Consider the following 14,171-nt stretch of genomic DNA (forward strand, 5'->3'; position numbering starts at 1 on the left):
GCGGGGGCCGGGCGGGGCGGGCACGCGTGTCCCCGGGCCCGCCGCCCGGACCGGCGGGGCGGGGACGCCTCCACCCGCTGCTCCGGGTGAGGCGCGCGCCGTACGGGGCAGGCATGGCACCGTGAAATATCTCGTGCGGGACAAGATCTTCGCGATCGGCGACGACTACTGGATCGAGGACGAGCGGGGCCGCCACGCCTTCCTCGTCGACGGCAAGGCCCTGCGGCTGCGCGACACCCTGGAGCTGAAGGACCCCGACGGGCAGGTCCTCGTCACCCTGCGGCAGAAGATGTTCGGCCTGCGGGACGCGATGACGATCGAGCGCGACGGCCGGCCCCTCGCGACCATCCGCCGCAAACGGCTCTCCCTGCTGCGCAACCACTACCGGGTGGCCCTCGTCGAGGGCACCGAACTGGACGTCAGCGGGCGCGTCCTGGACCGGGAGTTCGTCGTCGAGTACGACGGCGAGCTCCTCGCCCACATCTCCCGGCGGTGGTTCCACGTCCGCGAGACCTACGCGGTCGACGTGGTCCGCGAGGACGCCGACGCCGCCCTGCTCGTCGCCGTCGCCGTCTGCGTGATCAGGATGGCCGAACGCGAACGGGAGGACTAGCAGGGCGGTCCGACGGTGTCGTCCCGGTCCGCGGGGCCCGTGGGCCCGGTTCCGGGACCGCCGTTTGCCTTCTCCGGTCCGGTCCCCGCAGATTGGTGCGACGCGCACGCCGACGGAGGAGACCGCATGCACCGCACCGTCAGCCCGTTCACGCTCCGCCCGTGGCGGGAGGGGAAGGGGTACGACCGGCGGACCGGTTGGCGGGGCGACTCCGCCGAGTTCGGCGGGATCACCGTGGAGGCCCCGCTGCGGCAGAGCGTTCCGCAGGTGGCCGTGACGGAGCTGCGGGGCGGTCTGCTGCCCCCAGCCTCGTACGAGACGCGGGGCGTCCACACGGAGGTCGCCCGGCTGCCGACCCTCAACCGGGCGACCCTCCGCGTCGGCGACGCCCTCGTGTCGATGACCCGCAACCGCCTCGGCGCGACGGCCCGCCAGCGGGCGCTGCACCTGCGGTACGGCGGCGACCGCTACCGGCTGTGGGCGCGGGACCGGCGCTCCTGGGTGCTGGCGCGCGAGGCGGACGACGAGGACCCCGGCGTCACCGTGGCCGTACGCGGCGCCGGGCGCGGGAAGCGCCGCCGGCTCGACGTCACGGTGTCGGGCCGGGCGGGCGGGGCCGACCTGGCCCTGGCGCTGGTCTTCGCCGGGGTGGACCGGGCGGCCCTCACCCGCGGCGGCGCGGTGCGCGCGGGCCTCTCCCGGATCACCGGCTTCTGGGCCGAGTCGCAGTACTGAGCCCTGAGCCCTGAGCTTTGAGCCCTGAGCCCTGAGCTTTGAGCCCTCGGCCGGCGGCGGACCCGTCCTTTCAGGCGCTGTGCGGTGCGGGGACGCCGAGGACGCGGTCCTTGAGGGCCGGGAACTGCTCGCGGGTGGTCACGACCTTCGCGGGGTCGAGGACGACCCGGAGGACCTCCTCGTCCGGTCCGGCCTCCGCGAGGACCTCTCCCCAGGGGTCGACGACGATCGAGTGGCCGGCCTGCTCCACGCCCGCGTGGGTGCCGGCGGTGCCGCAGGCGAGGACGTAGGCCTGGTTCTCGACGGCGCGGGCGCGGGCCAGCAGCGTCCAGTGGGCGCGGCGGAGGGCGGGCCAGCCGGCCGGGACGACGAAGGCCTGGGCGCCGGCGTCGACGAGGCCGCGGAAGAGCTCGGGGAAACGCAGGTCGTAGCAGGTGCCTACGCCGAGGGTGAGGTGCGGCAGGTCGACGGTGACGAGGTCCTCGCCGGCGGCCATCAGCACGGCCTCGCCCTTGTCGAAGCCGAAGCGGTGGATCTTCCGGTAGGAGGCGGCGAGTTCCCCGTCGGGGGAGAGGACGAGCGAGGTGTTGTAGAGGGCGCCGCCCTCCGCCTCGACGAAGGAGCCGGCGTGCAGCCAGACCCCGGCGTCGCGGGCGGCGGCCGCCATCGCCGCGTGGGTGGGCCCGTTCAGGGGCTCGGACTCGGCGGCGAACAGGTCGGACGCGAAGGCGCCGACGGTCCACAGTTCCGGCAGGACCACGAGGTCGGCGCGGCCGGATTCCTCCCGTACGAGACGTGCCGCGCGGGCACGCCGGGCGTCGACCGGTTCGTCCGGGTCTACCGCGATCTGGATCAGCGAGGCGCGCACACTACCACCGTCCTGGCATTCGAGCCGTCAACACCGGCCTACGATCGTCACACGAAAGCACTGCCGGGGTGCCTTCGGGCAGCGTAACTTAGCGTCCGAGCCTCCCACCCAGTCGTGTTTTCAGCCCGCGCACCGAAGAACCGCCGAGGGGTCCCGTGACCGTCCATCCCAGCCTCCAGACCTACGCCGACGCCTGGACCCATTCCATCGAGGCGATAGCCGAGCTGGTCCAGCCGCTCGTGGAGGGCGAATGGAACCGGCCAACACCGTGCGTCGGCTGGTCGGTGCGCGACATCGTGTCCCATGTCATCGGCATGGAGACGGAGATGCTCGGCGACCCGCGTCCGATCCACTCCCTGCCGCGCGATCTGTACCACGTACGCAGTGACTTCGCGCGCTACATGGAGGTGCAGGTCGATGTGCGGCGGCACCACACCGCGCCGGAGATGACCTCGGAGCTGGAGTACATCCTGATCCGTCGGGCACGGCAGCTGCGCAACGAGAACCGCTCCCCCGAGCACCTGATCCGCGCACCCCTGGGCGCCGAGCAGTCCCTGGAACTGGCCTACCGACTGCGCGCCTTCGACGTGTGGGTGCACGAGCAGGACCTGCGGACGGCGCTCGGCGTGCCCGGCAACCTGGACTCGCCCGGCGCGCACGTCACCCGGGACCTGCTCCTGGAGGCGCTGCCCAAGGTGGTCGCCAAGGACGCCGGGGCGCCGCCGTCCTCCGCGGTGGTCCTCGACGTGACCGGTCCGCTGGAGTTCCTGCGGACGGTGCGGGTCGACGCGGACGGCCGCGGTTCGATCGACGGCGCGCCGTCGCTGGGCCCCGCGGTGACGCTGGCGACGGACTGGGAGACGTTCGTCCGCCTCGCCTGCGGCCGGGTCCGGCCGGCCGACGTGGCCGACCGGGTCAAGGCGGAGGGTGACGAGGACCTGGCGCGGGCCATCCTGGACAACTTCGCGGTGACGCCCCGGTAGGTCGCCCTACGCGGGCACGTGGACGGCCTCGACGCGGCTGGCCACGAGCCGTTCCCGTTCCCTGCGGTGGGTGCGGGCCTTGAGGCGCAGGATCTGCACCACGCCGACCGCCTCCAGGACGAAGACCGACGAGAACGCGATCCGGTAGTTGCCGCCGGTCGCGTCCAGCAGCACGCCCACGGCGAGCAGCGTCGTCATCGAGGCCACGAAGCCGCCCATGTTGACGATGCCGGAGGCGGTGCCCTGACGCTCCGGCGGGTTGGCCGGGCGGGCGAAGTCGAAGCCGATCATCGACGCGGGCCCGCAGGCGCCGAGGACCGCGCACAGGGTGACGAGCAGCCACATCGGGGCGTGGTCGCCGGGGTGCACGAGGGTGGTCGCCCACAGCAGGGCGGTGGCCGCGACGGTGCCGAGGGCGAGCGGGGCGCGGGCCGTGTGGTGGCGGGCGATGATCTGCCCGTACGCGAGGCCGACGACCATGTTCGAGAGCACCACCAGGGTGAGCAGGGCCCCGGCGGTGGACCGGGACAGGCCCTGCGCCTCGACGAGGAACGGCAGCCCCCACAGCAGCAGGAACACCATCGCGGGGAACTGGGTGGTGAAGTGGACCCACATGCCGAGCCGGGTGCCGGGTTCCCGCCACGACTCGGCGATCTGCCGGCGGACGAAGGCGGCGCCCGCGTGCGTGGAGGGCCGGGGCTCGTACCCCTCGGGGTGGTCCTTGAGGAACAGCAGCAGCAGGACGAGGACGACGACGCCGGCGAGCGAGCTGCCGACGAAGGTGGTCGTCCAGCCGAGGCCGTGCAGGGCGCGGGCGATGAAGACGGTGGAGACGAGGTTGCCCGCCATGCCGAAGAGGGCGGCGACCTGGCCGATGAGCGGGCCGCGGCGGGCCGGGAACCAGCGGGAGCCGAGCCTGAGGACGCTGATGAACGTCATGGCGTCGCCGCAGCCGAGGAGGGCGCGGGAGGCGAGCGCGGTGCCGTACGTGGGGGAGAGCGCGAAGCCGAGCTGGCCGACGGTGAAGAGGACCACGCCGAGGGCCAGGACCTTCTTGGTGCCGAGCCGGTCGACCATGAGGCCGACGGGTATCTGCATGCCCGCGTAGACGAGCAGCTGGAGTATGGAGAAGGTGGACAGCGCGGAGGCGTTGACGTCGAAGCGGTCGGCGGCGTCGAGGCCGGCGACGCCCAGGGACGTCCGGAAGATGACGGCGACGAAGTAGACGGCGACCCCGACGCCCCAGACGAGCGCGGCCCGGCGGCCGCCGGGCGGGTCGCCGGGGAGGGTGACGGCGGATCCGTAGGACCTGTTCACCGGTACTCACCCCGGACCAGGACCTTGACCCAGCTGAGGTGCTGGCGGACGCAGTGGGCCGCGCCCTCGACGTCGCCGGCGCGGATCCGGTCGAGGATCTCGGCGTGCTCGGTGATGTTCTTGGCGACGCGGTCGGGCTGGGACTGCATCACGGCGACGCCCATGCGCAGCTGGCGGTCGCGGAGCTGGTCGTAGAGGCGGGAGAGGATCTGGTTGCCGGCGTGCTGGACGATCTCGGCGTGGAAGCACCGGTCGGTGACCGCCACCTCCGCGAGGTCCCCGGCCGCGGCCCGCAGTTTCTGCTCCTCCAGGAGCTCCTCGAGGCGGGCGATCAGCGAGGCGGGCGCGGGCACGGCCCGGCGGACGGCGAACTCCTCGACGAGCAGCCGGGTCTCGACGACGTCGGCGATCTCCTGGGCGGAGACGGCGAGGACGAGGGCGCCCTTCTTCGGGTAGAGCTTGAGCAGCCCTTCCATCTCCAGCTTGAGCAGCGCCTCGCGCACGGGCGTCCTCGACACCCCCACCGCGTCCGCGAGTTCGCCCTCGGTCAGCAGGGTTCCCCCCTCGTAACGCCGGTCGAGCACGGCCTGCTTGACGTGCATGTAGACACGGTCGGCGGCGGGTGGCTGCTTGGTGGGCAGCGGGACGGGACCGGCGGGCGCTGATGGCATGCGCACAGCATAGATACAACAGAGGTGCAACAGGCAGCCTCGTCCGGGATGTGGACGCGGCAGCCGGAGGGGCCGGGCGCCGCCTGGATCAGACGGAGACGGCTGCGATGATCTCGCGGATCCGCCGGACCGACGACCGCCGGTGCGGCAGGGGCGCCACCTGCTCGACGACCGCGCCGAGCCACTCCGCGTCGCCCAGCCGATGCGTCAGCTTCGCCTCGGAGAGCGCCCGGAAGAGCTCGATCACGAGGTAGATGTGCACACCCGTGTAGCGGCGCTCGTGGTGGCTGTAGCGCGCGTACCAGTCGTCGTACGGATGGCGCACGAGGGCGTGTACGGAGCAGGCGTCGCGGCCCATGTCGATGGCGTCCGACTGGGCGGCCCAGACGAGTGCGGTACCGCCGCGGGTCGCCATCCAGGCCCGGTAGGTGGTGCGGATGCCCAGCTCCATGACCCTGGACCACGGCAGGACCTCCAGCGGCTCCGCAGTGCCGTTCGCCCGGTGTTCCATGCCTTCGGCGGTCAGGACCAGGCACATCCCTCCGGCGCGCTCGGGATCACCTATCACCCATCGGTCCCCGACCAGTTCCAGCGGCCCCAGCTGTCCCATGGACTTCCCCCTCGAAGCGTGAGACACAAAGGGAAACACCCGGCCGGGGATGGTGTCATCCCCGGCCGGGTGTTTCACGTGAAACGTCGCAACTCGGGCCTCACGCCCAGGTGATGAGCCTCTTCGGCTGCTCCAGGACCGCGGCGATGTCCGCGAGGAACTTGGAGCCGAGCTCGCCGTCGACCAGGCGGTGGTCGAAGGAGAGGGCCAGCGTGGTGACCTGGCGGGGCTTCACCTTGCCCTTGTGGACCCACGGCTGGAGCTTGATCGCACCGACCGCGAGGATCGCGGACTCGCCGGGGTTCAGGATGGGCGTACCGGTGTCGACGCCGAAGACGCCGACGTTGGTGATGGTGAAGGTGCCGCCCTGCATCGCCGCCGGGGTGGTCTTGCCCTCGCGGGCGGTGGCGACGAGCTCGCTCAGCGACTTCGAGAGCTCGGGCAGGGTCTGGGCGTGCGCGTCCTTGATGTTCGGCACGATCAGACCGCGCGGGGTGGCCGCGGCGATGCCCAGGTTCACGTAGTGCTTGAGGACGATCTCCTGCGCCGCCTCGTCCCAGGCCGCGTTGATCTCCGGGTTGCGCTTGACCGCGACGAGCACGGCCTTGGCGATGAGAAGGAGCGGGTTGACCCGCAGGCCCGCCATGTCCTTGTCGGACTTGAGCTCCTCGACGAGCTTCATCGTGCGCGTGATGTCGAAGGTCACGAACTCGGTGACGTGCGGCGCGGTGAAGGCCGAGCCGACCATCGCCGCCGCCGTCGCCTTCCGCACGCCCTTGATCGGCACCCGGGTCTCCCGGGCCTCCGACGCACCCGCCGTCGCCGCGGCGGGCACCGCCGCCGGGGCCGCCACGGGCGCCGCGGCCGGGGCCTCGACGACCGGCGCGGGCGCCGGAGCGGCCACCGGCGCGGCCGCCGCGTGGACGTCCTCACGGGTGATGATGCCGTCCGGGCCGGTCGGGGTGACCGTCGCCAGGTCGACGCCGAGGTCCTTCGCGAGCTTCCGGACCGGCGGCTTGGCCAGCGGCCGGTCACCGGCCGGCCCGTGCCCGTTGAGCTGCTCGGGTACGGAGACGGCGATGGGAGCCGGGGCGGCGACGGGAGCCGGGGCGGCGACGGGGGCACTCGCGCCCGCCGGCTCCGACGCCGCCTTGCGCGCCCGGCGCTTGGTGGAGCTGGCGGCCACGCCGTAGCCCACGAGGACCGGCTGGCGGCCCTTGGGCTCGTCGTCCTCGGCCGCCGGCGCGGCGGGGGCCGCCACCACCGGGGCGGCCTCGGCCACCGGGGCCTCGGCCACGGGCGCGGCGCCGCCGCCGACGTTCACCGAGATGATGACCTGGCCGACGTCGACCGTCGTCCCCTCGGGGAAGAGCAGCTCGTGGACCGTGCCGTCGAAGGGGATCGGCAGCTCGACGGCGGCCTTGGCCGTCTCGACCTCGATCACGACCTGGCCGTCGGTGACGGTGTCACCGGGCTGGACGTACCACTTGAGGATCTCGGCCTCGGTGAGGCCCTCGCCCACGTCGGGCATCTTGAATTCGCGGATCGTCACGGTGCTCTCCTCAGTACGCCAGCGAGCGGTCGACGGCGTCGAGCACGCGGTCCAGACCCGGCAGGTACTCCTCCTCCAGGCGCGCCGGCGGATACGGCGCGTGGTAGCCGCCGACCCGCAGGACGGGGGCCTCCAGGTGGTAGAAGCAGCGCTCGGTGATCCTGGCGGCGATCTCCGCGCCGGAGCCGAAGAACACCGGCGCCTCGTGGACGACGACCAGGCGGCGGGTCTTCTCGACCGAGGCCTGGATGGTGTCGAAGTCGAGCGGGGAGATCGAGCGCACGTCCACGACCTCGATCGACTTGCCCTCCTCGGCGGCGGCCGCGGCCACCTCCAGGCAGGTCTTCACCATCGGGCCGTAGGCCGCCAGGGTGAGGTCCGTGCCCTCGCGGGCGACCCGCGCCTTGTGCAGCTCGCCCGGGATGGCCTCGGTGTCGACCTCGCCCTTGTCCCAGTAGCGGCGCTTGGGCTCGAAGAAGATGACCGGGTCGTCGCTCTGGATCGCCTGCTGGAGCATCCAGTAGGCGTCGTTGGAGTTCGCCGGGGTGACGACCTTGAGGCCCGCGACGTGCGCGAAGAGCGACTCGGGGGACTCGGAGTGGTGCTCGACGGCGCCGATGCCGCCGCCGTACGGGATGCGGATGACGATCGGCATCTTCACCGTGCCGAGCGAGCGGGCCCGCATCTTCGCCAGCTGGGACACGATCTGGTCGTACGCGGGGAAGACGAAGCCGTCGAACTGGATCTCCACGACCGGGCGGTAGCCGCGCAGGGCGAGGCCGATCGCGGTGCCGACGATGCCGGACTCGGCGAGCGGGGTGTCGATGACCCGGTCCTCGCCGAAGTCCTTCTGCAGCCCGTCGGTGATCCGGAAGACGCCGCCGAGCTTGCCGACGTCCAGGCCCATGATCAGAACCTTGGGGTCGGTCTCCAGGGCCTTGCGCAGCGACTCGTTGAGCGCCTTCGCGAGGGGAAGCTTCTGAACAGCCATGGTTACTCGGCCTCTCCGCCCTCGAAGGACGCCTGGTAGGCGGCGAACTGCGCCCGCTCCTCGTCGACGAGCGCGTGCCCGTCCGCGTACACGTTGTCGAAGATCGCCATGTGCTCCGGGACGGGCATGGCGCGGACGACCTCGCGGACGTGCTTGCCGAGCGTCTCGCTCTCCGCCTCCAGCGCCTCGAAGAAGGCGGCGTCGGCGTGGCCCTCGTTCTCCATGTACGTCTTGAGACGCTGGATCGGATCCTTGGCCTCCCACTCCTCGCGCTCCGCGTCGCGGCGGTAGCGGGTCGGGTCGTCGGAGGTGGTGTGGGCGGCCATGCGGTAGGTGTACGCCTCGATGAGCGTCGGGCCCTCGCCGCGGCGGGCGCGCTCCAGCGCCGAGCGGGTCACGGCCAGGCAGGCGAGGACGTCGTTGCCGTCGACGCGGACACCGGGGAAGCCGAAGCCGCGGGCACGCTGGTAGAGCGGGACGCGGGTCTGCTTCTCGATGGGCTCGGAAATGGCCCACTGGTTGTTCTGGCAGAAGAACACGACCGGGGCGTTGTACACCGCGGAGAACACGAACGACTCGTTCACGTCGCCCTGGCTGGAGGCGCCGTCACCGAAGTACGCGATCACGGCGGAGTCCGCGCCGTCCTTGGCGATGCCCATGGCGTAGCCGGTGGCGTGCAGGGTCTGCGAACCGAGAACGATCGTGTACAGGTGGAAATTATTGGTGCTGGGATCCCAGCCACCATTGTTCACACCGCGGAACATTCCCAGCAGATTCGTGGGGTCCACCCCGCGGCACCAGGCGACGGCGTGCTCACGGTAGGTGGGGAAGACGTAGTCGTCGTCCCGCAGGGCGCGGCCGGAACCGATCTGGGCGGCCTCCTGGCCGAGCAGCGACGCCCACAGACCCAGCTCGCCCTGGCGCTGGAGCGCGGTGGCCTCGGCGTCGAAGCGACGGCTGAGGACCATGTCGCGGTAGAGACCGCGCAGCTCCTCGGCGCTCAGGTCGATGTCGTAATCGGGGTGCTGGACGCGCTCTCCTTCGGGCGTCAGCAGCTGGACGAGCTCGGGCTCCACAGCGTCCGCCTCGGCGCGCGTGCTCGTCTTCTTGGTGGTGCTCGTGCTCGCGCTTGCGGTGCGCTTGGTGCCGCTGCTGCGTCGCGTCGTCTTGCGCGCGGCAGTGCTCTCCACGGTCACGTGCGTGCTCCTCCGTCGGTCCGGCCCCCGGGTTCGCCGGCAAGGCCAGTGCGGCTCTCCGCCTTATCCGTACCCTTCGCACGGGGTGGGTGCGACGCGGCCGGGGTCGGGCGTGACAGGTGCCCCGGCGAGCGCCCCTGTCATAGGCACGTTACCCACAGCGCAGCATTCCCGCGAAACCCCACTTGACCTGCGATTTTGCTTGGATTTCCAAGTAAATCGAGAAAAGCGGGAAGCGCGGCTGGTCAGCGCGTTGGCAGCGGCTTGAGGGGCCGCCGGAACAACGGGCACGTTATCCCGCGCACCCCGGGCGCGGGAAGAGCCAATATGTGAGACTGACTGCGTGCGCGAAGATGGAAAAATCCGGGTATTTCTGCTGGACGACCACGAAGTCGTCCGGCGCGGCGTCCACGAGCTGCTCTCCGTGGAGGACGACATCGAAGTGGTCGGCGAGGCCGGAACGGCGGCGGACGCGCTGGTCAGGATCCCCGCGACCCGCCCCGACGTCGCCGTGCTCGACGTCCGGCTCCCGGACGGCAGCGGCGTGGAGGTGTGCCGCGAGATCCGCTCGCACGACGAGTCGATCAAATGCCTGATGCTGACCTCGTACGCCGACGACGAGGCGCTCTTCGACGCGATCATGGCCGGGGCCTCGGGCTACGTCCTCAAGGCCATCCGGGGCAACGAGCTGCTGAACGCCGTACGGGACGTGGCGGCCGGCAAGTCGCTGCTCGACCCGGTGGCGACCGCCCGCGTCCTGGAGCGGCTGCGCGACGGCAACAACCCGAAGAGGGACGACAGGCTCGCCAACCTGACGGATCAGGAGCGCAGGATCCTGGACCTGATCGGCGAGGGCCTGACCAACCGGGTGATCGGCGAGCGGCTCCACCTCGCGGAGAAGACCATCAAGAACTACGTCTCCAGCCTGCTGTCGAAGCTGGGCATGGAGCGGCGCTCGCAGGCCGCGGCGTACGTGGCACGGCTCCAGGCCGAGCGCCACTGACCCACCGCCCTCCCTGACCCACCGCCCTCCCTGATCCACCGCCCTCCCTGATCCGCTGATCCACCGGCCGCCGGGCACCACCGGCCTCGGCGCCGAACCCCCGGGCTCCGGTCCGGTCCGCACCTCACCCGTACGGACCAGACCGGGGACCCAGGTGGTTTTCGGGACCTACGTCCCCGCGAAACCGGGGCAGGGGCCCCTTTTCCGACACGGTGCCGGTGGCGGAGAGTGGAACCATGTCCACCACCGACGAGAACCGCGCCATCGAGCTGCTCCGCCGCGTGTCCTACGGCCGGGTGGCGACGAGCATGCGGGCGATGCCGTTCGTCGCCCCCGCCCGGCACATCGTGGCCGACGGCCGCGTCCTGCTCCGGATGCACCAGGGGCTCGGCTACCACCGCGCCTGCAACGGCAGCGTCGTCGCGTACGGGGCGGACAACTTCGACTCGGGGTCCGAGAACCTGTGGTCCGTGCAGTTCACCGGCACCGCGGAGATCGTCGAGCCGACCGCCGCGGAACTCGCGGCCTTCGGGCCCGAGCCGGAGCTCGTGGACGGCGAGCCCTTCGTCCCGGTCTTCATGCGCGTCGAACCGCAGTTCGTGACGGTGCACGCGCTCGACTACGCGAGCGAGACCCCGACGACCGCACCCACCGGGCCCTCCGTACGGCGACACCTTCACCACGTAGCGTGATCTAACATCTGGCGGGTGCCGCGCTCATCTGAACCCCTCCCCGTCCCCGCCGGACGGCACCCCCGTCCGTCCGGGGCCCCGCCCGTCGGCGCCCTGCTGCGCCGCCATCGGCACGCCGGAGAGCCCCTCGCCTGCTTACCCGTCGCCGAAGGCCTGCTCAACCGCGGCTTCCGGCTCACCACCACCCGCGGCACGTACTTCCTGAAACAGCACCTGGACGCCCCCACCGCCGACCGCGCCACCATCGTCCGCCAGCACCGCGCCACCCAGCGCCTGTACGCCCTCGGCCTGCCCGTCGCCCCGCCGCTCGCCGACGCCAAAGGCCGCACGGTCACCGTCGTCGACGGCCACTGCTACGCCCTGCACCCCTGGATCGACGGCCGGCACCGCGACGGCGCCCAGCTCACCGCGGGCTGCTCCCGCCGCCTCGGCACCCTCCTCGGCCAGGTCCACACCGCACTCGACCGGGTGATGGAACCCACCGTCACGGACGGCCGGGGGGGCGCCGACGACCGCGCGAGCGCCGACCTCCCGGACACCTTCCGGGCCATCGACGAACTGATCGGCCTGGCCCGCGCGCACCGCCCCCGCGACAGCTTCGACGCACTCGCCGAGCACCGGCTCAGGGAGCGCCGCCGGCTGCTCGCCCAGCACGCCCACCGGCGGCCCCCGCCGGCCGCCGCCGCCGGCTGGGTGCACGGCGACTTCCACCCCCTGAACCTGCTGTACCGGGGCGCCGAGCCCGCCGCGATCGTCGACTGGGACCGGCTCGGGGTCCGTCCCAGGGCCGAGGAGGCGGTCAGGGCCGCCGCGATCTTCTTCGTACGGCCCGGGGGCGAGCTGGCCCTGGAGAAGGTCCGGGCGTACGCGCGGGCGTACCGGCGGGCGACGGGGGCGTGCGGCGGCGAGCTGGCGGTCGCGGCCCACCGGGTGTGGTGGGAGCGGCTCAACGACTTCTGGACGCTGCGCTGGCGCTACCAGCTGCACGACCGAAGGGCCGACCCGCAGTTCCCTGCGGTGTCGGCCCTGGCGGTCTGGTGGACCCGCGAGTACGAGGCGGTGCGCGACGCGTTCGCCGGCTAGGCGGTGTCCCGCCGATCAGGGCGAGGGCCTTCGGGGCCCGCGCCGTGTCGGCGGGTCACGGGGCGCCGGTGGTCGGCGGGGTGCCCGGGTTGCCGCCCGAGTCGTCGCTCGGGTCGGTGCCCGGGTCCGTGGTGGGGTCGGTCGGCGTCGTGGCCGTGCCGGTCGGCGAGCCCGTGGGGTCGGTGGGCGGCGGCGTCGTCGTCTCCGTGGGCGCCTCGGTCGACGGGGTGCCCGTGGGCTCCGTCGGCTGGTGCGTCGGCGGCGGGTTCCACGGCTCCTGGGTGGAGCCGCCGTCCGAGGTGCCCGAGTCCTGCGTCGGGTCGTCGGTCGGCTCCTCCGACGGCGTGGGCTCCTCGGAGGCCGTCGACGGCGAGTTGCTGACGGTCGTCGGCGTCTTCACGTCGCCGTTCTTGTCTTTCGCCTTGTCGACCGCGTACACGACGCCGGCGACGACCGCGATCAGCGCGAGCGCGACGAACAGCCACAGCTTGCCCCGCCCGCCGTTGCCGCCCTGCGAGCCGTACGACCCGTCCTGGCCGTAGCCGCCGGTGCCGCCCGTGCCGCCGTCGTAGCCGCCGTAGCCGCCGTCGTCCGGGTTCATCGGCGGGAGGATCGGGCGCTGCGCGGTCTCCCCGTGCATCGGGTGGCCCATCGCGGCGGTCGCGGCCATGCCGCCGGCCGGGGTGCGCCCGCCGTCGTGCATGTCGACCGGGCCGGTGTTCCAGGTGCCGGTGTGGCCGCCGTGCTGATGGAGCATCTGCAGGCCGTACTGGATCAGCCCGCGCATCTCCTCGGCGCTCTGGAACCGGTCGTCCGGGTCCTTCGCGAGGGAGCGCATCACCAGGCCGTCGAGCTCCGGCGGCACCCCCGCGGTGACCTCGGACGGCGGGACGGGCGCGTCCTGCACGTGCTGGTACACCACGGAGAGCGGCGTCTCGCCGGTGAAGGGGGGCCGCAGCGCGAGGAGTTCGTAGAGGAGGCAGCCCGTCGCGTACAGGTCGGAGCGGTGGTCGACGGCCTTGCCGAGCGCCTGCTCGGGGGAGAGGTACTGCGGGGTGCCCATGACCATGCCGGTCTGGGTCATCGTCGACTGCGCGCCGTGCAGGGCACGGGCGATGCCGAAGTCCATGACCTTCACCGCACCGGTGTGGGTGATGATGACGTTCGCCGGCTTGATGTCGCGGTGCACGATGCCGTGCTGGTGCGAGTAGGCGAGTGCCTCCAGGACGCCGGAGACGATGATGAGGGCCTGCTCGGGCCCGGGCGCCTCGGCGCTGAGCAGCAGGTCGCGGATGGTGCGGCCCTCGACCAGCTCCATCACGATGTACGGCACGGGCCGACCGGACACCAGGTCCTCGCCGGAGTCGTACACGGCCACGATGGCATGGTGGTTGAGGCCGGCGACCGACTGCGCCTCGCGGGTGAAGCGGGCCTTGGAGACGGGGTCCTCGGCGAGGTCGGCGCGCAGCAGCTTCACCGCGACCGTGCGGCCGAGCCGTACGTCCTCCGCGGCAAAGACCTCCGCCATGCCGCCGCGGCCCAGACGGTGCGTCAGACGGTAACGTCCGTCGCCGACGACGCCGCCGACGCCCCAGGACTCCGCTGCCGAGTCCGGCACACCGCCGCCTGCTCCGGATTCGGGTGCCATCAGTCCTCGCCGTCGTCTGTCGTGCCGTGTCCAGTCGTCACGCTACAGGCTCCGTACGACATCACGGTCCGAGATGGACCGGCCATCCAACCCCGTCCCCGTACACCTGTGCAAATTCGGTGGCATCGTCCGACCGTGGCCGAAACGTTTCGGAGAGGGTTCCTGTGCGGAGGGTCACGGAACGGGCACCCGGCTTGACGTGTCACTGC

Annotated in this window: 14 protein-coding genes; 6 read left to right on the forward strand and 8 right to left on the reverse strand. The window is 72.2% G+C overall.

Annotated elements, in window-relative coordinates; translation table 11 throughout:
• Positions 1–121 precede the first annotated feature (121 nt).
• Both ACIQFX_RS01855 and ACIQFX_RS01860 read left to right on the forward strand, forming a co-directional pair.
• Entirely contained in the window at positions 122–613 is a 492-nt protein-coding gene (locus ACIQFX_RS01855) for an LURP-one-related/scramblase family protein (RefSeq protein ID WP_402457796.1), read from the forward strand.
• Positions 614–739: 126 nt separating this feature from the next.
• A complete protein-coding gene (locus ACIQFX_RS01860) occupies positions 740–1,348 on the forward strand; it encodes a hypothetical protein (RefSeq protein WP_402457798.1) in 609 nt (202 codons plus the stop codon).
• 70 nt (positions 1,349–1,418) lie between these two features.
• Here the strand turns inward: ACIQFX_RS01860 and ACIQFX_RS01865 are convergent, their stop codons facing one another.
• Positions 1,419–2,216 carry a carbon-nitrogen family hydrolase gene (locus ACIQFX_RS01865; protein WP_402457801.1) on the reverse strand — a complete coding sequence of 266 codons (798 nt, stop codon included), beginning with the start codon at positions 2,214–2,216 and terminating at the stop codon, positions 1,419–1,421.
• 155 nt (positions 2,217–2,371) lie between these two features.
• On the opposite strand from ACIQFX_RS01865, the gene ACIQFX_RS01870 reads away from it, so the two are divergent.
• Positions 2,372–3,199 carry a maleylpyruvate isomerase family mycothiol-dependent enzyme gene (locus ACIQFX_RS01870; RefSeq protein WP_402457805.1) on the forward strand — a complete coding sequence of 276 codons (828 nt, stop codon included), beginning with the start codon at positions 2,372–2,374 and terminating at the stop codon, positions 3,197–3,199.
• A 6-nt stretch (positions 3,200–3,205) separates the two neighbouring features.
• On the opposite strand, the gene ACIQFX_RS01875 is transcribed toward ACIQFX_RS01870, so the two are convergent.
• The 6 genes from ACIQFX_RS01875 to pdhA all read right to left on the reverse strand — a co-directional run bounded on the left by ACIQFX_RS01875 (position 3,206) and on the right by pdhA (position 9,536).
• The gene (locus ACIQFX_RS01875; protein ID WP_402457808.1) at positions 3,206–4,516 is read right to left on the reverse strand and encodes a nitrate/nitrite transporter; all 1,311 of its coding nucleotides are present in this window, start codon (positions 4,514–4,516) and stop codon (positions 3,206–3,208) included.
• Positions 4,513–5,187 (reverse strand): GntR family transcriptional regulator, encoded by a 675-nt coding sequence (locus ACIQFX_RS01880; protein WP_402457811.1) that lies wholly within the window; start codon positions 5,185–5,187, stop codon positions 4,513–4,515. Before ACIQFX_RS01880 ends, ACIQFX_RS01875 begins: the two co-directional genes overlap by 4 nt.
• 88 nt (positions 5,188–5,275) lie before the next feature.
• Positions 5,276–5,797, reverse strand: coding sequence for a hypothetical protein (locus ACIQFX_RS01885; protein WP_402457814.1), 522 nt, complete (start codon positions 5,795–5,797; stop codon positions 5,276–5,278).
• A 100-nt stretch (positions 5,798–5,897) separates the two neighbouring features.
• Positions 5,898–7,328 carry a dihydrolipoamide acetyltransferase family protein gene (locus tag ACIQFX_RS01890; RefSeq protein WP_402458551.1) on the reverse strand — a complete coding sequence of 477 codons (1,431 nt, stop codon included), beginning with the start codon at positions 7,326–7,328 and terminating at the stop codon, positions 5,898–5,900.
• 31 nt (positions 7,329–7,359) lie between these two features.
• Positions 7,360–8,340, reverse strand: coding sequence for an alpha-ketoacid dehydrogenase subunit beta (locus tag ACIQFX_RS01895; protein WP_402457816.1), 981 nt, complete (start codon positions 8,338–8,340; stop codon positions 7,360–7,362).
• Between the two features lie 2 nt (positions 8,341–8,342).
• On the reverse strand, positions 8,343–9,536 hold the full coding sequence (pdhA, locus tag ACIQFX_RS01900) for a pyruvate dehydrogenase (acetyl-transferring) E1 component subunit alpha (RefSeq protein WP_402457819.1): 1,194 nt from the start codon (positions 9,534–9,536) through the stop codon (positions 8,343–8,345).
• A gap of 343 nt (positions 9,537–9,879) precedes the next feature.
• Here pdhA and ACIQFX_RS01905 point away from each other — a divergent pair, with 343 nt between their 5' ends.
• The 3 genes from ACIQFX_RS01905 (at position 9,880) to ACIQFX_RS01915 (ending at position 12,314) form a co-directional block, all read left to right on the forward strand.
• On the forward strand, positions 9,880–10,539 hold the full coding sequence (locus ACIQFX_RS01905; RefSeq protein ID WP_402457822.1) for a response regulator: 660 nt from the start codon (positions 9,880–9,882) through the stop codon (positions 10,537–10,539).
• A gap of 236 nt (positions 10,540–10,775) precedes the next feature.
• On the forward strand, positions 10,776–11,231 hold the full coding sequence (locus ACIQFX_RS01910) for a pyridoxamine 5'-phosphate oxidase family protein (protein WP_402457825.1): 456 nt from the start codon (positions 10,776–10,778) through the stop codon (positions 11,229–11,231).
• 15 nt (positions 11,232–11,246) lie between these two features.
• Positions 11,247–12,314 carry a phosphotransferase gene (locus tag ACIQFX_RS01915; protein WP_402457828.1) on the forward strand — a complete coding sequence of 356 codons (1,068 nt, stop codon included), beginning with the start codon at positions 11,247–11,249 and terminating at the stop codon, positions 12,312–12,314.
• Between the two features lie 55 nt (positions 12,315–12,369).
• On the opposite strand, the gene ACIQFX_RS01920 is transcribed toward ACIQFX_RS01915, so the two are convergent.
• On the reverse strand, positions 12,370–13,962 hold the full coding sequence (locus ACIQFX_RS01920; protein WP_402457832.1) for a protein kinase: 1,593 nt from the start codon (positions 13,960–13,962) through the stop codon (positions 12,370–12,372).
• Positions 13,963–14,171: the final 209 nt, after the last annotated feature.

It is taken from the genome of Streptomyces sp. NPDC093089, from assembly GCF_044754405.1.
Taxonomy (GTDB): Bacteria; Actinomycetota; Actinomycetes; order Streptomycetales; family Streptomycetaceae; genus Streptomyces.